Source organism: Pseudoalteromonas sp. C2R02 (assembly GCF_018860845.1).
In the GTDB taxonomy this organism is placed as follows: domain Bacteria; phylum Pseudomonadota; class Gammaproteobacteria; order Enterobacterales; family Alteromonadaceae; genus Pseudoalteromonas.
In genome coordinates, this window is record NZ_JAHKQC010000031.1 from 129017 (window position 1) to 150814 (window position 21798).

General features: G+C 34.0%; 25 protein-coding genes and 1 pseudogene. 8 read left to right on the plus strand and 18 right to left on the minus strand.

From position 1 onward, the window contains the following. Positions 1-20 precede the first annotated feature (20 nt). Together KO527_RS12435 and KO527_RS12440 are read left to right on the plus strand one after the other, a co-directional pair. Positions 21-347: a monooxygenase gene (locus tag KO527_RS12435; RefSeq protein ID WP_252733670.1), complete on the plus strand. Its 327-nt coding sequence runs from the start codon at positions 21-23 to the stop codon at positions 345-347. Then, the gene (locus KO527_RS12440) at positions 337-714 is read left to right on the plus strand and encodes a hypothetical protein (RefSeq protein ID WP_216040620.1); all 378 of its coding nucleotides are present in this window, start codon (positions 337-339) and stop codon (positions 712-714) included. Before KO527_RS12435 ends, KO527_RS12440 begins: the two co-directional genes overlap by 11 nt. 49 nt (positions 715-763) lie before the next feature. On the opposite strand, the gene KO527_RS12445 is transcribed toward KO527_RS12440, so the two are convergent. After that, a complete protein-coding gene (locus tag KO527_RS12445; RefSeq protein WP_216040621.1) occupies positions 764-1630 on the minus strand; it encodes an MBL fold metallo-hydrolase in 867 nt (288 codons plus the stop codon). A 110-nt stretch (positions 1631-1740) separates the two neighbouring features. Here KO527_RS12445 and KO527_RS12450 point away from each other — a divergent pair, with 110 nt between their 5' ends. Beyond that, positions 1741-2631: a LysR family transcriptional regulator gene (locus KO527_RS12450; RefSeq protein ID WP_216040622.1), complete on the plus strand. Its 891-nt coding sequence runs from the start codon at positions 1741-1743 to the stop codon at positions 2629-2631. Positions 2632-2650: 19 nt separating this feature from the next. Here the strand turns inward: KO527_RS12450 and KO527_RS12455 are convergent, their stop codons facing one another. Next, positions 2651-3187, minus strand: coding sequence for a dihydrofolate reductase family protein (locus tag KO527_RS12455; RefSeq protein WP_216040623.1), 537 nt, complete (start codon positions 3185-3187; stop codon positions 2651-2653). Positions 3188-3286: 99 nt separating this feature from the next. On the opposite strand from KO527_RS12455, the gene KO527_RS12460 reads away from it, so the two are divergent. Further along, positions 3287-3856: a helix-turn-helix domain-containing protein gene (locus KO527_RS12460; protein ID WP_216040624.1), complete on the plus strand. Its 570-nt coding sequence runs from the start codon at positions 3287-3289 to the stop codon at positions 3854-3856. Positions 3857-3890: 34 nt separating this feature from the next. Here the strand turns inward: KO527_RS12460 and KO527_RS12465 are convergent, their stop codons facing one another. The 3 genes from KO527_RS12465 to KO527_RS12475 all read right to left on the minus strand — a co-directional run bounded on the left by KO527_RS12465 (position 3891) and on the right by KO527_RS12475 (position 6029). Beyond that, the gene (locus tag KO527_RS12465; RefSeq protein WP_216040625.1) at positions 3891-4781 is read right to left on the minus strand and encodes a sterol desaturase family protein; all 891 of its coding nucleotides are present in this window, start codon (positions 4779-4781) and stop codon (positions 3891-3893) included. A 9-nt stretch (positions 4782-4790) separates the two neighbouring features. Then, a complete protein-coding gene (locus KO527_RS12470) occupies positions 4791-5372 on the minus strand; it encodes a hypothetical protein (protein WP_216040626.1) in 582 nt (193 codons plus the stop codon). 75 nt (positions 5373-5447) lie between these two features. After that, positions 5448-6029 carry a TetR/AcrR family transcriptional regulator gene (locus KO527_RS12475; protein WP_216040627.1) on the minus strand — a complete coding sequence of 194 codons (582 nt, stop codon included), beginning with the start codon at positions 6027-6029 and terminating at the stop codon, positions 5448-5450. Between the two features lie 133 nt (positions 6030-6162). Between KO527_RS12475 and KO527_RS12480 the strand changes: the two genes are divergently transcribed. From KO527_RS12480 to KO527_RS12490, 3 genes are read left to right on the plus strand one after another with little or no spacing between them, the layout of a single operon-like run. Next, a complete protein-coding gene (locus tag KO527_RS12480; RefSeq protein ID WP_216040628.1) occupies positions 6163-9261 on the plus strand; it encodes a hypothetical protein in 3099 nt (1032 codons plus the stop codon). 1 nt (position 9262) lies between these two features. Continuing rightward, on the plus strand, positions 9263-9463 hold the full coding sequence (locus KO527_RS12485; protein ID WP_216040629.1) for a hypothetical protein: 201 nt from the start codon (positions 9263-9265) through the stop codon (positions 9461-9463). A gap of 22 nt (positions 9464-9485) precedes the next feature. Next, positions 9486-10640 (plus strand): Rieske 2Fe-2S domain-containing protein, encoded by a 1155-nt coding sequence (locus tag KO527_RS12490; protein ID WP_216040630.1) that lies wholly within the window; start codon positions 9486-9488, stop codon positions 10638-10640. A 277-nt stretch (positions 10641-10917) separates the two neighbouring features. Here the strand turns inward: KO527_RS12490 and KO527_RS12495 are convergent, their stop codons facing one another. The 13 genes from KO527_RS12495 to KO527_RS12555 form a co-directional block, all read right to left on the minus strand. Beyond that, positions 10918-11172 (minus strand): nicotinamide mononucleotide transporter, encoded by a 255-nt coding sequence (locus tag KO527_RS12495; RefSeq protein ID WP_216040631.1) that lies wholly within the window; start codon positions 11170-11172, stop codon positions 10918-10920. A 75-nt stretch (positions 11173-11247) separates the two neighbouring features. Then, entirely contained in the window at positions 11248-11724 is a 477-nt protein-coding gene (locus KO527_RS12500) for a DM13 domain-containing protein (protein WP_216040632.1), read from the minus strand. 58 nt (positions 11725-11782) lie between these two features. Continuing rightward, a complete protein-coding gene (locus KO527_RS12505; protein ID WP_216040633.1) occupies positions 11783-12880 on the minus strand; it encodes a serine hydrolase domain-containing protein in 1098 nt (365 codons plus the stop codon). Continuing rightward, positions 12873-13319 (minus strand): GNAT family protein, encoded by a 447-nt coding sequence (locus KO527_RS12510; RefSeq protein ID WP_216040634.1) that lies wholly within the window; start codon positions 13317-13319, stop codon positions 12873-12875. Before KO527_RS12510 ends, KO527_RS12505 begins: the two co-directional genes overlap by 8 nt. 12 nt (positions 13320-13331) lie before the next feature. Further along, the gene (locus KO527_RS12515) at positions 13332-13547 is read right to left on the minus strand and encodes a hypothetical protein (protein WP_216040635.1); all 216 of its coding nucleotides are present in this window, start codon (positions 13545-13547) and stop codon (positions 13332-13334) included. Between the two features lie 115 nt (positions 13548-13662). Then, a complete protein-coding gene (locus KO527_RS12520; RefSeq protein WP_216040636.1) occupies positions 13663-13908 on the minus strand; it encodes a hypothetical protein in 246 nt (81 codons plus the stop codon). 134 nt (positions 13909-14042) lie between these two features. Next, positions 14043-14396 (minus strand): 5-carboxymethyl-2-hydroxymuconate Delta-isomerase, encoded by a 354-nt coding sequence (locus KO527_RS12525; RefSeq protein ID WP_216040637.1) that lies wholly within the window; start codon positions 14394-14396, stop codon positions 14043-14045. An 85-nt stretch (positions 14397-14481) separates the two neighbouring features. Beyond that, the gene (locus KO527_RS12530; RefSeq protein WP_216040638.1) at positions 14482-14838 is read right to left on the minus strand and encodes a hypothetical protein; all 357 of its coding nucleotides are present in this window, start codon (positions 14836-14838) and stop codon (positions 14482-14484) included. Positions 14839-15000: 162 nt separating this feature from the next. Beyond that, on the minus strand, positions 15001-15399 hold the full coding sequence (locus KO527_RS12535) for a hypothetical protein (RefSeq protein ID WP_216040639.1): 399 nt from the start codon (positions 15397-15399) through the stop codon (positions 15001-15003). A gap of 184 nt (positions 15400-15583) precedes the next feature. Next, the gene (locus KO527_RS12540) at positions 15584-15877 is read right to left on the minus strand and encodes a YciI family protein (RefSeq protein WP_216040640.1); all 294 of its coding nucleotides are present in this window, start codon (positions 15875-15877) and stop codon (positions 15584-15586) included. Positions 15878-15953: 76 nt separating this feature from the next. After that, positions 15954-16514, minus strand: coding sequence for a hypothetical protein (locus KO527_RS12545; RefSeq protein ID WP_216040641.1), 561 nt, complete (start codon positions 16512-16514; stop codon positions 15954-15956). Between the two features lie 334 nt (positions 16515-16848). After that, the gene (locus KO527_RS12550) at positions 16849-17760 is read right to left on the minus strand and encodes an aspartoacylase (RefSeq protein WP_216040642.1); all 912 of its coding nucleotides are present in this window, start codon (positions 17758-17760) and stop codon (positions 16849-16851) included. Positions 17761-17953: 193 nt separating this feature from the next. Then, positions 17954-21175, minus strand: a complete 3222-nt coding sequence (locus KO527_RS12555; RefSeq protein WP_216040643.1) for a S41 family peptidase — start codon at positions 21173-21175, stop codon at positions 17954-17956. A gap of 477 nt (positions 21176-21652) precedes the next feature. On the opposite strand from KO527_RS12555, the pseudogene KO527_RS12560 reads away from it, so the two are divergent. Further along, positions 21653-21798, plus strand: a pseudogene (locus tag KO527_RS12560) (transposase); the annotation flags it as partial.

The window sequence follows — 21798 nt, forward strand, 5'->3', positions numbered from 1 at the left end:
TATTTTAAATGGAGATCACAATGAAGCTATTACAAGTAGATTTTGAATATAAAGGCCCAATGGGTGAAGCCATGTCACAATCATTAGTTGACTTAGCTAAATCAATAAATAAAGAAACAGGTATGATTTGGAAGATTTGGACTGAAAACTTTGAAAATAAACTCAGTGGTGGTGTTTATCTTTTTGAAGATGAACCCAGCGCACAAAAGTATTTAAAAATGCATACTGAACGCTTAAAACTAATGGGGGTAGATGAAGTGCGAGGCGTCATTTTTGATATCAATTTACCCTTGACCAAAGTAAATAACGGACCTGTTTTTATGCCAAGGAGTGAGCATGAAACATAATCCCTTTTTTATATTTCATGGCAGTATTTATGCAATATTTGCGCTTGGCCTATTCTTTTTACCAAGTGTGATTTGGCCACTCTACGGCTTAGAAATTAATGATCAATATGCGTATTTCTTATCACAGCATACAAGTATATTTTTAGGTGGATTGAGTGCTGTAAGTTTTCTTTTTAACGCTGTTAAAGACAAACAAGCGGTAAAACAACTCGTAAAAGCATTACTGTTCACTAACTTACTTGGCATATTGATCACCAGCTATGCTTGTTTTCAGGGAATTTTTGTTGGATTTGGTTGGAGTGATCCTCTATTTTTTACCATATTATCTATCCTGAGTTTTTTACAATTGAAAAGATTAAATCAGTAGCATCACTGCAGGCTAATAGCCTGCAGTTATTTACATTATGGATTACAATTTACCACTTCATTTCTCCCATGTGCACTTTTGCACCTATGTTGAGTGCTATTGGTAATTGTGCTTTTGGAAATGATGTCGACATGTCATTTATCAAGCCCTCCGCATTTTTACTATTTGCTTTTGATTGCTCAAATACATTTAAATAGTGTAATGTGTAGCTAATATTTTCAGCATTTGTTTTACTTTCAGCTGACATATGACCCGGCACAACAATTTGCGGTTTCAAATCCTGCATTTGTGTTAATTGCTGCTTCCATGATGATAATTGGTCAACCGTTTGCGTATCTGCAGTCCAAGCATGTAAACCACCATAAATAGCAACATTACCTATGATAGCTTTGATTGATGGGATCCAGATATATGGTCTATGGGCTAGCAAGCCATCTGTGCCTTTAATTTCAACTTTATAGCCATCAATTGTAAAGCTAGATTGATTAAACGCAGTGGGTAATACAGGAGATTTTGGTGCATTATCACCCATTTTAGGGGCCCAATAACCGAGTTTTGCTTGCATTTTTTTTGCAATCACTTGACGTACTTTTGGTGTTGCTAGTATCTGTGCTTTAGGGAAAATTTGCTTTAAAGTTTCAGCACCAAAGTAATAATCAGGATCAGCCTGACTGACAAAAATTTTAGTCAGATTTTTACCCGAATCTAAAACGTTGGCAGCAATACGCATAGCATCTGCTTTAGTAAATCCAGCATCAAATACCACAGCTTCTGTGTCACCATACACTAATGTTGAATTGACATGAAAACTATGACTGTCTGCATTATATACCTTCACTTCTAACGCTTTAGCTTGTGCAAAAAGTGGTACGGCACTCAATAAAACTGTCGCTATTAACCCATTTACTTTATTCATTTTAAATCCTAATTTGACGCTTAATTGTGATGAAGTAAATAATAATGAATTGATTAGCTCGAATAAACATACAATAATGCACATCATTGTTTCAGATATCAAACATATTTATGGATAGAATTACCGCTGCACAAGTATTTGTTGATGTTGCACGTTCAGGCAGTTTTACTGCAACAGCACAAAGATTATCTATGTCCCGCTCAATGGTCACGCGCTATATAGAAGCCATGGAAAATTGGTTTGATGCCAGGTTATTACATCGTACAACACGAAAAGTTACACTGACCACTGTAGGTGAGCAATGTTTAGAAGAGGTTGAAAATTGGCTCGATACCGCTTTTGAATTAGTATCAAAAGTAAAATCAAGTGAATCATTAACTGGTAAAATTAGAATTGCGACCAGTATGTCATTAGCACATGCACAATTGATGCGCCCTATTAGCCTTTTTATTCAAAAGCACCCTCAAATAAAAATTGATATTGATGTGCAAGATAATACAACTGATTTAATAAACAGCAGAATTGATTTAGCGATAAGAATCGCTTCAAGCCCAGATCTATCCTTGATTGGTAAACCGATCGCCATATGTCGCTCAGTCATAGTGGCAAGTGAGAATTACCTAAAATCGATGCCTAAAATAACAATACCTCAAGATCTAACACAGCATCAATGCCTATCTCATAGTAATTTTGAAAAAGAAATTTGGCACTTAAATCGTGATCACGAGCATCAAGCAATATCCATCAATAGTAGATTAACAGCAAATGATGCCACAATTTTACTCGATGCCGTTTGCTGTGACGCAGGCATTGCGATGCAACCCACTTATTTGGTCAATCCATTAATTAAACAAAATAAACTCGTGTCTGTATTGCCTGATTGGTCACCAAGTGAAATGAACATTTATGCGCTTTACTCATCACGTAAATTCCTTTCGCCAACAGTGCGAGCATTAATAGATTATTTAACCGAATATTTCATAGATAATGCTTGGGATTAATTTATTTGTCTGAACCTGATTAATCTCGATGTCTTTGAAAGCGATTTTGACAGATACCATTATTAAATAATTCTGAGCTTACACATCTAAATTCAAGTGCCCGATCAAGTTCACCAAATAAAGCAATACCACCCCCTAATAAAATTGGGATAGTCGTGATTATCATCTCATCAATCAAATCTGCTTTTAAAAAGTTTTGAATTGTGAGCCCACCATCGATATACAAGTTACGATATCCTTGAGTATTTAGTTGCTTTGTCAGTGCTTTTAATTCACCTTTGATAATAAATACTTTATCTTTTAAAGATGCTGGAATTGCTTTTAGGGTATTACTTAATACAAAAACGGGTTTAGAATATGGCCATTCACATGCCATATTGAAAACTAATTCATAAGTATTTCGCCCCATTACTAAAGCATCAACATGCGACATATGCCGCTCAAATCCCATATCCAAATTATCTGGATTAGGAATTGAATGTAACCATTCAATCTCATTTTTTACATCTGCAATATAACCATCAAGACTGGTCGCAATAAAAACTGTATTTGACATATCATCCTCGTTATTAATTAACACTTTATTCTACAGTGTAGAATAATATAAAATAATTCTACACTGTAGAAATTTTAAGTAAAGAATAAAATTAATCGTATGAAAGACATTGCACAAAAAAGAGGTCGCCCGCTTAAAGATAACAAAAACCTATCTACCAACATCATCATTAATGCAGCTAAGAGCATGATGATAGAAAATGGTAAGATCCCTAGTATCAGAGCAATAGCGACTCAACTTAAAGTTGATCCTATGGCGTTATATTATTACTTTAATAATAAAAATGCGTTATTAGAAAGCATCACCACCTCAATTATGAGTGATATACAAGTACCAGATGATAATGAAAAGTGGCAACAAGGATTGTTAATTTTATGCAAAAGTTACCTACAAACTTTAAATCAATTTGAAGGTTTACTGCAAATATTACTATCAATGGAATCAAATAACCCTGCTAAAGTATTCATCAATAAGTTTAAATTTATTATTAAGTCGCTAAATCTAAACCCAAAAATCGAACAAGATTTCTTAAATATATTAGTAGATTATCTTCACGGATTCTCAATTGCGATGAGTTGCGATAAAAAAAATACTTTAACTATAAATCAAATAGAAAAGCCGCTTGAATTACTATACGGTGCAATAGATTTAAAAATCGGTCAAAAATAAAATGCCTGTAATAAATATTATAGGCATTTATAAGTTATTTAGCAGACTTTTGCTCTTGCTGCCATGCCCAAGTAGGCGACTTGACTAAAAGATTCATGCGATAACGCCAATTTGGTGCTCGCCATAAACGTTTTATTAAAGTCACATAACCCCCAAAGAACACTTTAATTGGGTTAATGCTATTCACTTTAGGGAATACACCATATTTGACCGTTTCATTTTCCTCCGCAAATGTACCAAACATACGATCCCAAATGATAAAAATTCCAGCGTAGTTTTTGTCAAGATATTGCTTATTGGTAGCATGGTGTACTCTATGGTGCGATGGCGTATTAAATACCTTTTCAATAAATGTAGGTAATTTTTTTACTGTCTCTGTATGTAATAATGTTTGGTACACTTGCACTATTTTTTCAGCTAAAAATATCATAAATGGATGAAAACCTAGCAATGCGAGCGGAAGGTGGAAAAATAATGGAAAAAACCAATCTAATGGACCAAAACGATAAGCCACCGAAATATTAAAGTGAGGCGAGCTATGATGTACCGTATGCGTAGCCCAACCAAAACCGTTCATATGTAAAAATCTATGTTCCCAATAATAAGCAAGATCAGCCAAAACGATACAGCATAAAATTGTCCAACCATTTAATGGTAAATCTACTAGCCTAAAGTTGTCATAAACATAAAAGAATACACTAATATATAACGCACCAACTAAAGCAACTATAAGTATAAATAAGGCTAAAGTTACAAAATTAACCACACTATCCCCCAGTAGATTTTTTGTGAATTTCTTCTTAAATGCGTAACGTAAACATTCAATAACAAATAAAGCCGCTGCAAGCACAAAAAACCAATCATCAATCCAAAACTCTATGCCCCAAATCTCTTCTGGCGTAAATAATTGAAATAAATATTCCATAATTATCCCCTACTGATACGAAACAAACATTTGGGTTGCAGTTGTCTTACCTGCAAAGTCCAAACTATGAATTTCAAGAATATGATGTATGTTTTTACTATAGTTTATTTTTTCCCATGCTTCGGCTAATGCAATCTCATTATATTGTTTTTTTGGTAATAAGATCTCTTGCTCACTGGTATCAACTGAATATACATTATTAAATTCAGTAATCTCATTGATATTGTACCCAATGGTGACATCAGCTTCTTGATAATTATTTGATATTTTTTGATAAGCAACATAGATTTTTTTAGGCTGGGATTTAAGCTTATTATGGAGTTCGGTCGATTCATTAAATCTACCCCACAATATTTTTATGTCTTGAAGTTTAATATGTTGCTTTATTCCAGCAAGCTTAATTAGCTCAGGTTCAACTTGTTTCCTTATCTCTGTACTTCTTATTACTTGTTCTATTTCGTTTTCTTTATTAACTTTTTTTTCTACTGTTTTTTGAACAAATGCTTGTGCCAAATTACTTTGAAATAAAGCAAGAGACCAAAAAATTATAACGATGAAAAAAGAAGTAAACATTGAAAAAATAAAATTCATGCGACACACCTATTACGTAAATTATTTTGCATAATTTACGTACAACCAAGTTAATTGTCAACATGAAAATATACTTTAATTTTTTAACACATTACATAAAAGCGTTGAAGCTTGTTTTAATTTATACATTTCATCAAATAAACCCAAAGGCAAAAGTGATTCACTCATTAAATAATTTGAATAAATACCATATGCCACTAATTCAATTTTAGCTTTCTCTGTGTCTGGGTATTGTGATGAGAATTCATTCATTAAATGTTGTATGAACTCTTGCATGATCTGTTGTTGATGATCTTTTATAGGCGTGAGCCTTTTCGCTTCAGAAAATAAAGCTTCTCCAATAATTGTATTATTAGTCATATCTTTAGTTCTAGCAGAAAATATCGCATCTACAAGTGCTTCAACTCTATTAGAAGTCGGCATCCAAGATAATAAGTCCAGCCATTGCTGGGTATATTTAGTAGTCCACCTTTCACTTAGAGCACAAATAATATCATCTCTATTTCCAATATAATGTCGTAAAATCGTTCTTTTCACTTTTGCTGTGTCGGCAATGTTTTCTAGTGATGTTGCTTGTATTCCTTTTTCTAAAATACAAATTTCCAATGCATCTAAAATTTCTTCCTTACGTTGCGCTGCCATGCTCGGCCTTGCCATATATTCCTCCAATAAATTTTGTCTGATTACTATAACAAAACTATTTAAATTGTCACATTGACAATTTAGTTAACTTTAGGCCAGCCTATAAATTGTCATAGTGACAATAAACTTTAAAAAAGTTAGGTATAAAATGAAAAATATAATCAATGTACTATTAATCCCCTTAACCATCAGTATGCTCTGGGCCTGTGGTGGCAGTTCGAATAAGGGAAATAATCAACCGACTAAACCGTCATTACTACCACCTAAACCAACTATCGTCACACCACCAAAAACAAAGTCTGACTTTATTGGTTTTGAATCAGCCCCCGTGCGCCCTATTGCTCAAACAGTTGATGGACAACGTTTAATCGTCACTAATACATCAAACAATAGCATTGAGATATTTAAATTAGACTCCGCTGGTAATGCAGCTCATCAGCAATCATTAACCGTAGGTCTAGAGCCAGTTGCTGTCGCTATTCATGATCAAAAAGCATGGGTTGTTAATCATCTTTCTGACTCAGTTAGTATTATTAACTTAAGCCAAAATACAGCCTATGTTGAACGTACATTGCTCGTTGGTGATGAGCCCAGGGATATTGTTTTTGCAAATAATAATGCATTTATAACGACAGCTCATCGGGACCAACAAAGAATGAACCTTAACTTAAAGGAAGTGGTTGGTGCAGGAGATCCGAAGCTACATACCGCTTCTCAGGGTCGCTCAGATATATGGATATTTAACACTCAAAATATAGGCAATACCTTAGGAGGTAAACCGATAAAAATACTCTCTTTATTTGGTGATACCTTACGGGGTTTAGCTGTTAGCCCAGATAATAAAAGCATTTATGCTGGTGTTTTAAATTCTGGAAATCAAACGACTGCAGTTCATGAAGCCGTTATCTGTTATGGCTTTGAAGATGATGAATATGGTGCATTTCCATGTAAAGTGTTAGATGAAATAAAAAGTCCAAATGGTTTAGCTGAAGGTTATCTACCAGGAGGAAGAACCGCACCTGGAATTAATGCAGATGGCGTCCCACAGCCTTGGACCAGTATGATAGTCAAATACGATCGTCAATCAGGACAATGGCAAGACACTAAAGGCCGTAATTTTTCTAATGGTATTCGCTTTTCACTACCTGATTTAGATGTATTTGAAATCAACGCTGAAACTTTAACCCAGCAAAATGCTTTTTCACATGTTGGCACGAGTTTATTTAATTTAGCCGTTAATCCTAAATCCGGACACCTATATGTATCAAATACTGAGGCTAACAATGCAACACGGTTCGAAGGCCCAGGAGAATTTGCAGGTTCAACTGTACAAGGGAATATCGCTCAAAGCCGTATCACGGTGATTTCACCATCCACAGGCAAAGTAATGCCTAGACATTTAAATCGCCATATAGATTACGACAATCTCAAAGGTAATTCATCTATAAAGCAACATAGTTTATCTACACCTATGCAATTGGCTGTTTCTCAAGATGGTAAGACGCTTTATACCGCAGTGATAGGCTCGAATAAAGTTGCAGTGATCCCTACTGTGCAGTTAGAACAAAACTACTTTTGGGATGATAAAGGAGAAGAATTTGACCCAACCCAATTAAGTAAAAATTATTTATCTATTCCTGGTGGACCATCTGGACTTTTACTCGATGAAAAACTTAATTCTTTATATGTGTTTACACGTTTTGATAATGCTTTAGTTCGCATTGATTTAACTGACAAACAAGAAAAACAAAGAATTATTGTGCCAAGCTTAGAGCCTAAAAAATATATGGCAGGACGTTCGATACTTTATGATGCCACACGCTCCTCATCAAATGGTGAGTCTTCATGTGCGAGTTGTCATATATTTGGAGATACTGATCACTTAAGTTGGAATTTAGGTAATCCAGATAATTCAAATGGTCAAAACCCACAACCCTTTCCAACAGAAAATTTAAGTAAACTAGGCTGCTTACTCGTCGGCCCTGAAGAAGAGAGTTGTCAATTATTAGAGATCATTAACGGTAATGGAGATGAACGCGCATTTGCATCTATGAAAGGACCAATGATCACACAAACATTACGTGGCATGCGTAATCATGGTCATATGCATTGGCGGGGTGATCGCTCGGTTGGTTATTTTGGTAATGATATTGAACATACCTTAGATGAAAAAACCTCTTTCAAAAATTTCATTGTTGCTTTTGAAGGTCTACTTGGTTTAGATATTGACCTGCCTAGCTCTGTAAATGCTGAAAGTAAATCAACCGATGTCATAAAACTCGAACAAGATATAGATAAATTTGCTGATTTTATGCTTCGTGTAGCCCTGCCTCCTAATCCAATTAGGTCTTTAGACAATACTCTATCCGTTTCTGCGAAAACAGGTTCTGATTTTTTTCATGGTGAGCGCAGAGCTGATGGTGCTGCAGAAGATACTTCATTAAATGGAGATAATACTGATGGCGTGAATTGCGAAGGCTGTCATGGTGTAGATCACGCTAAAGGTTTTTTCGGCACCAGAGGCGAAATAGCTCATGGTGGAGAAATTCAAATATTAAAAGTACCACAATTACGTAATTTATATACACGCGTAGGGATGTTTGGTTTACCTGATAGACAAGGTTTTTTACCTTCGCATACAAAACAATTTCAAGGTCCGCAAATTAGAGGTTTTGGCTTTCTACATGATGGTGCGACAGATCAATTACTCAACTTTTTAAAAGGCGGTGTATTCGACAATGGAGAAATAGGTTGCCCAGAAGGAGCCGATGAACGTTATGGTTGTCACTTTAATGCCGGCGAAATTGGTATTCCTGATGAAGAAACTCGTTCCGGTTTAGTTGATTATATGATGGAGTTTGATAATGATTTAGCACCAATCGTAGGCCAACAAATCACATTATCAGCCACATCTTCGCCCGATGTTGAACAAAGGGTAACTTTATTAGAGCAGCGCGCAGCAACAGCTTTTACCTCAAAAATTTTAGGCGGTGAAGTGACTGAGTGTGACTTAATTTCGTTAGGTATGATTAATGGGACTCAAAGAGGGTATTTTTATGATATCGAAACAAAAAATTATCGTAGTGATTTTGCAAATGAGGCCTTACTTTTACCTGAACAACTAATGAGTTTAGCTAAACAACCAAATAATAATCTAACCTATACTTGTATGGTGCCATTTAAAGGCTGGCAGTCAGCTTTAGATTATGATTTAGACGGCATTTTAAATGCTGATGAGGAGAGGTAATATGTTGCTTTCAATATCTTGGTCATATTGGTTAGGTTTTGCATTAATCGCTTGGCTATTATTTGACTTGTTCAGAGGCCATGCTTATATATGGCAATCATATAGTCGTTGTTCTGAACCAGGCATGTATTGGTTTACTATGTTAATTTGGGCACTCGTTGCTGCAAGTTGTTTCATATTTCCTAATTGGCCGTTTGGTTAATTTATATTTCAAGGAAAAATTTATGACACATAATAATCAGTTACCGATTGACGCATATACGTCTGTTGAGTTTTTTGATCTTGAACACAAACATATTTTCTCAAAAACATGGGCGTTTGCTGGCTTTATTGAAGATTTACCAAATGAAGGTGATTATCTTAGCGTTCAAGCAGGCTTGAATAATGTTCTAATTATAAAAAATAATGGAGAACTTGTTGCTTTTCATAACATGTGTCGTCACAGAGGCACCAGATTATTAGAAGGTAAAGGCAATACAGATAAAAAATTAATCTGCCCTTATCATGATTGGAGTTATGACTTAAAAGGTAATTTATTGTCTTTACCTAAAGTAAAAACAGAATTTCCAGATTTAGATAAATCCTGTAATAGTTTAATTAAAGCTAATATCGGTATTTGGCGAGGTATGATTTGGGTGCACCCAAATCAAGATTCAGAATCTATTGAAGACTGGTTTGGGGTGATCAATGATTATTTAGGCCCTCATCAAATTGAACAATTAATAGAGCCTGATAACAGTATTGTAATTGAAGAGATCAATGCTAATTGGAAAGTAGTTGTTGAGAACTATATAGATCACTACCACCTAGCGCAACTACATGCTGGCACACTTAATATGTATGATCATAAAAAAGCTGAATTTGGTTTTGTTGGTCATCACTTTCGATTTTGGCAACCTTTAAGCAAAAACTATTTTGACGATATTAAAAATAACTCACCTTACCCATTACTTTATGATGTGTCACAAGGGAACTTAGGAACTTGGGTTCCTATGCTGTTTCCTGGTATAGGGTTAACTGAATCAGAATCTACTTGGTCTATTTTTCATATAAAACCTATTAGCGTGGATAAAACCCAAGTTGTAATACGTACAAAAATGAAAAATACTTCATCTGTTGAATATTTGAAGCAAAGTTACCGCTCTGCTAGTTTTTGGCAAAAAAATATAAAACCTAAAAATGCAAAATATGCAGATGATCACCCGCTTGGTTCAGCCGATTTTATGAAAGAAGATATTTTTATATGTGAACAAGTCCAAAAATCATTTTATAGCCCTTATTTTGAATTTGGAGCTTTAGCACAAAAGGGAGAACAGCCAGTAAAACATCATAGAGAATTAGTTTGGCAATTAATTAAACCTTATTGGAAGCATCATTAAAATTTAAAAACTAAGTAAACCGGTTAATTATAGCTGGTTTACTTATTTTAAATTAATACTCACTAACGTCTAATAAATTTCCTTATATAAAAATGTTTTACACTTTTTCTTATGTAAATGGATCAGATGAAACAGTCATTATCGCCGATGAAATACTATTTTTTAAGTTTCTAACTTCATTAAGAACTTAATAATGAAAACTATCTTTGAGCATTCAAATATATGTTTTTCTTTCAGTTTTAGCCGATATTTAAATCCGTTTACTGAAATGGCCAAGCTATGCTTTAACGTCATTATTTTTCGGATCGTTGTCATTTCTTTTCCAAGAAATATAACCTCTTAAATTAATAAGACAAAATGCAAGATTTCCGATAGCCATGCCATAACTAGACATAAAAAATAAACCTAATAAAATCCAAATGACATTAGAAATCGCAAATATTATAAACCCTACTTCTTTCTTATTACCTAGTAAATACGCTCCGTATAAACTTAATGCCATAGCAAGCCAATCAATGCCGTAATGCGACAATAAATTTTCCACTTATTATTACTCCATATTATATATATCACTTAGTTAATAAGCGTGTTTTTTGTCAAATTCAATTCAACGGTATTTTGCCGATGTAATAAACTCTCCAAATGACTCACACCAAACCACGATAGTGTTAAATTCTTCTAAAGGCGTATCTGGTGCAATTTCAACTACAAAATTATTAAAAGTATTAACATCACCCAGTTGGATCATTAAATGTTGAAATTGTTCGAATTGTGCTTCGGTTTCAATAAATTTAGGTGATAAATAAAGCTTATAATCGGGCCCTGGTGCAAGATTCCCCATTAAAGTGACATAACTTTCACCTATTGAAACCGTGCCTTCGCCCCAATGAAATATGTCGCTATCTTTAAGGTTTCTTTTAAATTCAGTTGTATAGCTGGCATTTAATGACATGCGCTGTATTTTATGCTCATTTGGCGCATCTGGTGCAGTTAATATTGGCAAACTATAAATACCGATAAAAACACCTATTAAGCCAATGATAATATGTGATACGAGTAATAATAGTATTTTTTGAAAGTTCATCTAATATCCATAATGTAAGGAGTGTATTTTAAACAACATTTTATATGAGATGATCACCTTAAAATAGTGTTGTTAATCGAGAAATAAAATCAGGCATGACATAATATTGCACTGAATCAACTAAAGTACGAGACCATACACCATCTTTATTACCATTTGTTAAATATACAAATATGTAATAATCATTTAAATCAGATTTAAACATGAGTCGAACCCGTAACACACCACCACCATCATGCCCTAATTCTTGCCACACGCCTGACGTATCGTAATCCCAACCACTTGCGAAATACCCTTTATCCCCATCTAAAAGAGTGTAAGGTTGCCATAGTTTAATTAATAACGGTTTAGAAACTAACTCCCCTTGCGCCAATGCAGACATAAACAGTGTAATATCGTTCAAACTAGCATAAGCATCAGAGTGAGATATTGCATAATCAGGAAATAAAATAGTATTTTCGATCAAGTTATCCCCACTATTAGGTAAATATGCATTTTTTAATTGTGCTTTAGGTACATTCTCAAAACCGAGCCATGTCTGTGTTAAATTTAATTTGTTGATAATACGGTTTGTGATCAGTTTTTCATAAGGTAATTGAGCACACGCTTCTACGACAGCTTTAAGCACTAAATAATTAGTTTGTGTATAACGAATTTCACTGTCGGATAAAAATAACAAAGGTGTGTTTTCTAATTGTTTAAATGCCGCATTCATAGACGTTGGAAAAATAAATTCATTATTTTTATATGTCCAATACTCAGGTACACCAGATGTATGATTTAAAAATTGCTCTATTCGAATATCTTTCCAAGTAGAAGGTAAATTGGCTACATATTTAGACGCTTTATCTGTTAATTTTAGTTTCTGCTCTTCAACTAGTTGCATAAGCAAAGTACTAGCAAATAACTTTGTAACTGAGTATATAGGATAAAGCACCTTTTCAGGCTCTGAGACGGCTTTAATCAATTCATGATCGACATAGTTATTGCGATATATTACCTCTTGATTATGCATAATCATTAATGATTGCTCAGGTATGCCATGCGTTTGGGCATTATTGATAAGCTGCGTTGTTATTTTTTGTGTTAATGTTGTCGATTGCCAACTACAGCCCATCAGCATACATATTAATACAAGAGAATAAAGCCTATACATTGGAGACCTTTTGGTAGAAGGTTAAACTACCATGATGTTTATCTGATGGTATAAAAACTTTGAAACCGAGTTTTTTATAAATGTACTGCCCTCTTTCATTATTTTTAAACACATCTATCCAAATTCTCTGTGAATTGAGTTGTTTAAAACAATACTGTTCCATCGCTATAATCGCTAACTGGCCTAACCCTTTTCCTTTTGCTGGAACAACAATTCGTCTAAACTCAACGTCAACAAAGTTATTTTCTGTTGCTAGAATGATGAATCCCACAACTTGTTGACCTGATATAATAGACAAATAAATAACATTACTTTTTGACATTTCATTTTGATGCTGTGTTAATGAGTAAGGTGTTATAAACTCATTCGTATCTTCCGCACTTTCCATCTCTATAAAACGAGAAATATCTTGTTCTTGCGCGTGGGTTAACTTAATCATTTTAAAGTCATGTTATTTAGTAATAATAGATTTAGCATAACTAAATAGTCGCGCTCTTACTTGAGTCGTTAAACCTAAGCTGATTAATCCAGTAGAAAACGCTAAAATAAACATAATACTTTTAATAATTTTAGCCCCAGTAAACAGCGCTACTAATATTAATAAAGCAACATAAGCTAGCCCTATCATCCCCAAAAACAGACACATACCTTTAATATCGTTATTCATAACTCATCCTTTTGTAATGTGTATAAATATAACTCTTAACTTTTTAATTTTTAATTTTTAATTTTTAATTATTTGATAACTCAACCCTGATGCCTTTAAAATGAGACCTTGTTGATCAAATTGTATTTTGCATAATGAAAGTATCTAAATACTCAGGATACGGCGCTGGGTTATTAACAAAAAAATCTTGTTTTTTATCATTACCTGCTTTCAAGTTTTCTTCAAATTTAACCAGCTCATTCGCATAATCATAGCTGGTATCAACGGACTCTATAGAGGCATTGAGTAACTTAATTAAATCTTGTTTCTCTTTTTGAGAATCTTCATAATTTGTAATGGCAATCGCTAATAAAACACCCACTAAAGTTGCAATTAAGGTTAAAAAGTAATTAACCCCAACACTATAACTGTTTAATATTTTTGAAATTTAGGGAGAAATGTAAAGAGACCAATTAAAGTAAAAATACTGGTTACAATAATATATGTCATGAAAGCTTATTCTTGGACGACCATATGTTTATTACAATAAGTCGCCTTTTCAAAGTCAGTAATGTTCATTGCAATATTTGTTACTTCAGGAAACATATCGCATAAAGTGCTTACTACTGCATTTGAAAGTTTCGCTTTTTGCTCAGTTGTTCTACCTTGCATAATATGCGCAAAAACGTGCATAAAAGCTGTTTTATTATTACCCACTAAGTAATTTTTAAATGGATTGATTCTTACTTTTATGTCACTTTCATCAAATAAATCTGATGCTTTAGCAACACCATGAAGCTGCCTTAAAATTTCAACTTCAGGTACAATAGCTAGAATATCTTCGGAACAATCTAAAACAAAATGTGGCACGCAAGCTCCTATATATAATGAATTAAAATAAGTTTAATACACTAACACAAATCAATTGATGTAATAAATTCAAGATGTAACAAAATTAATATTTATTTGGCTGCCAAAAGCGTAAAATTTCAGGTAAGTGCCAATCATCACTGACTAAACTTTCTATCTCTTTCAAATCAACATTTTTGTGACAAGCTCTAAAACGGCCATGCTCAGATAATTCATCTTCAAAACCAATATCTACCGAAAATGTTTCATTGCTAGTTGGCCAAACTGAAATAACATTGCCTTGGGCTGTAGCTAAGGTAAATCTAGGCGTATCTGAATCTGTATTATGAGACTGTTTTGTTCTATTGTTATTTGCATAATCACGCAGGGTTTGCAGTGCGTCTGATGTATTATTTAACTCATCACTAATAGAAGCCGCAAAAGAGTGAGCAGGGTTTGTCATTTTAATATCCGATAAAAGTAATTAATGTAAAAAAAAGATGGAGATAGAGTAAAGAATTTTTAATTATATTGCCTAATATGAGTTAAAACCTACTTTCGAAGTATGGAACTTCTTGTTCAGTCATAATCGTTAATTATTATAACTGAACAATTAACATTCAATTTAGGCATCATCTACTTCAGGGTTTAATATTGTATCCCATGACCATGGACTTAATTCGAATATTTTATCTGAATCTGTATTACCGTTTTCACATACATTATTTTGACCGGTTAACCTTATAGGTAATTTTTGCGTGTATGATTTTAGCAGCAAGTCATATTGATAACTTGAAACCGGATTATTTAAGTCTACATACCACATAAGGGAAGTACCATCCACAACACATGGTTCGAATGTAGAATAATCAGTCATTACATTCATACGAAAATAAATTGCATTATCACTATTATCTCCAGAGCGCGTAATTAATTCACTTACTGTGCCATATACATCATTTGCAGCACTGGCGTATAGTGATGTTAATGCCAATACAGTCAATCCTAACTTTTTAATGTTCATTTATATTCCATTTAAAATAACTATTAATCAAAGTAAATTTTACAGTAAAAATAATTTTAGGTACAGATTATTTTTAACCCTTAAAGTCATGATTTTAAATGCTTAATAAATAAAATATCAACGATTAAATCATTAACTAAAACCTCAAACTCAAAAAAATCTTAATAGTTTAAAGTATGACTTTTTATATCAAGTCTTTTATAGCCTCAAACTCTTTAGCAGCCATGGTAGGGATAAACTCAGTAACGTCATAATGAGCAACATCCGCGATATAAAAAGGATCTTCATTTATAATTGCATCTACTTCAGCTTTATCTTGCGCATTTATTAATATAACCCCGCCCGTTCTTGGCTCTTTGCGTCCTGAAGCAATAAATTTATTAGCTGCATAATAAGTTTCAAGAAATGAAATATGTGCTTCAATATATTGGTCAACCTCGCACAGTTCAACTTTGTAAGTTAATGATACGATAAACATTTTATTCTCCTTTATCTTCGTAAAAATAAATATTCAACAATCTAAAATAAGTTTCACTTAATATTTGATTAAATATTTATATTTTATTTTTCAATGAAGCCCGATTTAAATGTGTAAAATGATCTACAGCAAAGCTAAATAACACCTTGATCATAAAAAACATACTCACCATTAAAAACCAAACTTGAAGTGATAAAGACAGTAATAAGAATATGCCGTAACACATTAGGTTTGCAGCAACAAACATTTGAATCGGTCTTCCCTTTAACGAATTAACAACTGATGCAGAAACAATAGTGTAACCCCAAATAATAAAAGCGTTGCTCATAGGTTCTGAAAGTAACCATGCAATAGCTAGAATATGAACATGAATCGCTATGAATATAAGACGATTTTTAGGTCTGTGCGCATAAAAATCATTGGTTCCTAGGCTAAAATTGGCAATACAACCAGCTAATACATCTGTAATTAATATAAAAGCGATAAGCGATTTCCAATTATCTAAGTGAAAATCAGCTACATAATAAACAATACCGCTACCTATTAAAGCAAACAATATTGTACAGCTCACTTCAAATATTGATTGTTTTTCGCCTAGTACATCAAAAAGAAATTCAGGGATTTTAAAATAGTTCAATTTTAGTACTCCTTTTTGCTATAAAACCAAACTACCAGACAAAACTAAAAGCGGAGCTATAGTAACTTCAAAACAAATTTTACAAGTGTCATAAATGATAAAATTAAAGCATCTATTGATATAAAACTATGTACATATCTGTTATAAAACATACCTAGCAGACTTTATCATTGATGTATCTTTGCATTATAAACTTCTGCATGTTCTAAGTTTTTTGGAAAATTTTTAGATTTACAAGCAAAACTGACCAAAGGTTTATCCAGCATAAATAGAAAAATAAAACGTCATAAATATTTATTGCAAAAAAGGACTTTAATTTAGAGAAGTGCTTTATTTAAAACCTATCAACCGATTTATCATTATCTAATTTGATAACAATTTTTTCTCCCAGCGACATTGCGAGATTATTGTCATAATAAGCGGCTTCGTTTATAAAGTGCGGATAGGCCTCATAATCACCTTGATAGGTAACTTCTGTGCCATCAAATAAAGTGAAAATGGCATCGCCAGATTTTAGCGGTTTAAAATCATTATCTTGCACATTTTTATGCACCATTCCTATTCGTTCGCCATCATCGTCCTCTGGCAATTTAAGGCTTTCAACATAACGATAAGCTTCATAACACTTGGGTAAACTAGGTACTTCATCTTTATTATAAAGTGCAATAAAATCTAAAATCGCGTGTGTCATAGTTTCCATCCAATCTAATACATCTTGGCGGATCACAGATTGTGGTTGCGGGCCGATTTCAACAATAACACCTTGCTCAGCAATTGAAGCCAAAAAGTAATGTTCATGCATGTCAACATGATCTTCAAATACTATGATGGCTTCAGGCATTTTAGATAATACATACGCCCCCATTTTTTTATTGAAATCATCAGATTTTAATAAAATAAGCGTAGGTCCCATATTACTAGTGGTGTTATGTAAATCAATTATGAAATCAGATTTTGCATTACCTTTAGGGCCAAGTTGTGCGTTAATCACCTTTGCTCGACTTTGTTCGTAATTAGCAAGCGTCTCATTGGCTAAGTCTTTTAATGCAAATTGACGATTTAAATCACAATCAATATATCGTTTGTTCTCTTTAAAACCATTAGGATTGGCAAATAAGGTATTAACATTTAATCCTTCTCTTGCGATTAACTGCGACGATTTTTGCCATTTTTTTAATAGATATATACCACTGAACTCATTGCCATGCGTGCCACCGACAACTGAAACATGTTCAATTTTTTTCATTAAAAGTAATCCCTTTGATCAAGTTGAAATGAGAGTCTATCGTACTGGAGCATCATATAAAAAGCATTGTTTATTTGTAAGAACAACACTGAATCAATTGCATTTTTTTCAAGTAGGCTACAATCAAGCAAAAAAAAGGTCCGCATAAAATGCGGACCATATAGCAAATCTAATAGTTAAAATTTAAAGCATACTATTTCAATTTTTTAAGTAATATTTCTACCGCTTTTTCTATTTGCTTATCTTGCCCTTGGGAGGTAGATTTAGGGTCATTTTTAACCATATGATCTGGCATTGTTTGACTATTTTCTAGATACTGACCTTTTGTATCTTTCATACCTACTTGTGGCACACCTGCACGGAAATCACCTGAAATCCCCATTTCCCACCATACTGCTGTCATAGTACCAGGAACTGGCATACCGACCATTTCACCTAAATCTAATTCATCATAAGTATAAGAGAAAGCATGCGCGTCACTATAATTACCTTCATTAATTAATAGCACTGATGGTTTATTCCACTGATCGAGCGGATCACCAGCATATTGACGTCCACGAACATGCATAGTGAAATATTCATTACCACTTAGCAATTTAGCTAAATCATTATGTAACCAGCCACCACCATTAAAACGCGTATCAACTACTACAGCTTCTTTATCAAAATGCTTACCCAGTAAACGAGAATAAACCGTTCTAAAACTTGGATCATTCATCCCTCTTACGTGAACATAAGCAAGACGACCATTTGATAATTTATCTACTAATGCTTCGCGATTACTGACCCAACGTTCGTACAATAAGTTATCTATTGCTTGCGCAGGTGCAGGTTTTATTACTTCATCAAAACTTTTACCCTTAACATCTTCAAACGTAAATCTGACTCGTTTGCCAACAGTATGATTTAACAACTGATATAAATTTTGGTTTTTAGTAAGCTTTATACCATTAACCGCAGTTAGTTCAACACCAGGCTTTACTTGGCTAACTGCTGTATCAAATGGTCCTTTTGCCAAAACTTCTTCAACTAACAAACCTTTACTAGAATCAAAGAACAGCCCTAAACGTCCTGTATTGTCATCAGTGCTTGTTGGTTTAGGTCTATAAGATGAACCAATATGTGATGCATTTAACTCACCTGTCATTTCAGCAAACATATTGGCAAAATCACGACCGTGACCAATAGAAGAAAGCTTTTTACGATAATCGCGACCTACATCATCCCAATCTATACCGTGAAAATCATCACGATAAAACTTGTCTTTTATAATGCGCCAGCTGTGATCAAACATAAATTCACGCTCAGAAGCTGCTTTCAATTGCATTACAGGGTTAACACTGATTGGCTTCAAAGCAATCTTTTTACCTATATCACCTTGCTTTAACTGCCCATCAGCAAGAATAAAGATTTTCTTGCCGTCTTCACTAAAAGACATACTTGCAGAGCGAGCATTCAGTTTTGCCACAAGCTCTGTTTTTTTATCTCGAATAGATTGACGCCATAAATCATAACCTTTCTCGAAGCGAGCTAAATAATAAAGCGCTTTGGCATCTTTAGTTAAATATGCCTGACCTAAACTTGAAGAGTGAACAGTTAAACGAACAGTACGGCTATCTAAATTGTCCCATTCAATATCGACTGGTTTCACATCTGTGTCGGTATCTTTGTCAGCTTTTTCATCTTTAGATTTGGCTTCACCTTTTTTAGTTTCTAACTCTTTTTGTAGCGCGTACTCTTCTTTTGACATACTGAATTTGTCATAACTGTCTTTCGTTAAGAATGCAGCCAGAACATCACCTTGACGACCCCAACTACCATGATCTCTTTTACCAAAACGTGAGCTCCACCAAAGCACAGCTTGACCATTAGTATGCCAAGTTGGCGCTGCATCATTGTAACCAGATAAACTAATGTCTTTTGGTTCAGCTGAACCATCCGCTGGAAAAACACCTATATTATTGATAAATAAACGGCTTCTGGGAGCAAAACTTGCTGTCATCCAGTAACTATCTGGCGACCAAGCAAACGAAATATCGCCATCTGCATAAGAGTAATTATGCTGTTTTCCTAGCGCTACATTTACTTTTTTACTTTTACGATCAATAACTTGAACTTCATCACGATTCGATAAAAACGCGATTTTTTTGCCATCAGGTGAATAAACTGGTTGGAAACTATCAGAATCAGCTAAATGAACAACTTCTTCTTTTAAAGTTGTTGCAGCAAAAAAATATGGCTCAGACTCATTTTTAATACTTGTTTCGTATAAGCCCCAATGCCCTTCTCGCTCAGCTGCATATAATAATGTTTTACCGTCTTTGTGAAATGATACTGAACGTTCTTGCTGTGGAGTATTCGTGATTGCACGTGTTGTTTTAAATTCAGTGCTAGCAACAAATACTTCACCGCGGGCAACAAAAGCCACTTCTTTACCATCAGGAGATACAGCATATTCTGTAATTTTACCGCCTAATGATACCGGCAATAACTCATCTTCTTGTATATCGTTGGCTATTGAGATTTTAACATGTTTAGCAGACCCATTTTTGCGCGTGTAAACACTGCCATGATGAGCAAAAGCTAACGTACCATTGTTACTAATAGATAAACTACGAACAGGATGAGATTTAAATTTTGTTATTTGCTTTTTGTTACTACCATCTAAATCTGATTGCCATACATTAAAAGCACCTGATTTTTCTTCAGTTGTATAATAAAAAGTATTTTTGTCTTTCCATACAGGGTTATGATCAGCACCTTTAAATGAAGTGATCTGAGTATGTGAACCAGACTTTAAATCATGTAACCAAATATCGCGCGCAAAAGCAGACACATCGTGTTTTCTAAACTGATTTTCATATGACTTTTCATCACGATAAAGAACTTGCTTACCATCTGGAGAAAACTGAAGTTCAGAAGCAGGAATTGTTGCAAGCATCTGAGGCGTGCCGCCTTTGATTGAAACAGTATAACTTTCAGTTAATCGCGAGGTTGGAAAAACCGTTGATTGCGTTGAATCCATTCGGCTCGAAGTAAATAAAACACTTTCACCATTTTTAGTAAAATCTTGAGGAATATCATGAGAAGAGTGGTATGTTAAACGCTTTGCTTTACCACCTTTAGCTGGCATTACGTATACGTCTAAATTGCCATTTCTGTCACTGGCAAAAGTAATACTTTTACCATCTCGTGACCAAATAGGATGACCATCCCAATCATTATGAATCGTTAAAGGGCGCGCTGTGCCACCTTTAGCTGGTACAGTATAGATATCACCTTTATATGAGAATGCAATGGTTTTACTATCAGGTGAAATACTACTATGTAAAAACCATTCTTCGCTTTTTTCAGCGGCACCGGCAACACTGGCAAACATAGCCAGGGCTGACAACGCATACTTTGACTTATGCATTATTACTTCCTTTAATAAGATGATGTAGGACCATCACTTTTTATTATTGAACACCGCTATAAGCGGATTTTGTGATATTATAACAATACTAGCGGTATGCAAATGTAAATAGACGAACAACCAATTAGCTGCTTTAAAGTACAACATAAACCAATAAAATATTTTATAAAACACCCGCTATATTACATAAATAGGAACAGATACCCAAAGATAAAAAGTAACAAATCATTAGTTGGATTCAGAACGTTGGTTTTAGCAACGCAATAAAATGGGGAAAAGTAGGCTGGCGTTTATTTCTAAGTATATTTATAAACTCTAAACCTATCATGCTTGCAAAGTGTAAAGCCTCCATATTTTTTAGTTTTTTAAATTCTTTGCTCAATAAACGCATTCATGCGACTAAAATATATTAAATAAATTACAAAAAAGTGCCTAAAGAAGTCACCAAGTTAACTTGACCATTACATCAAGCCTTTAGAGCATTATATTGAACAGATGGCCAAGCAACATAACCCCGTTCATCTAAATATTTTGCAAACCATTAATGGCATCGGTCGTATTCTCGCGCTGACAATTATTTACGAGATTGGTGATATTAATCGCTTCCCGAGTGTTCAAAAGTT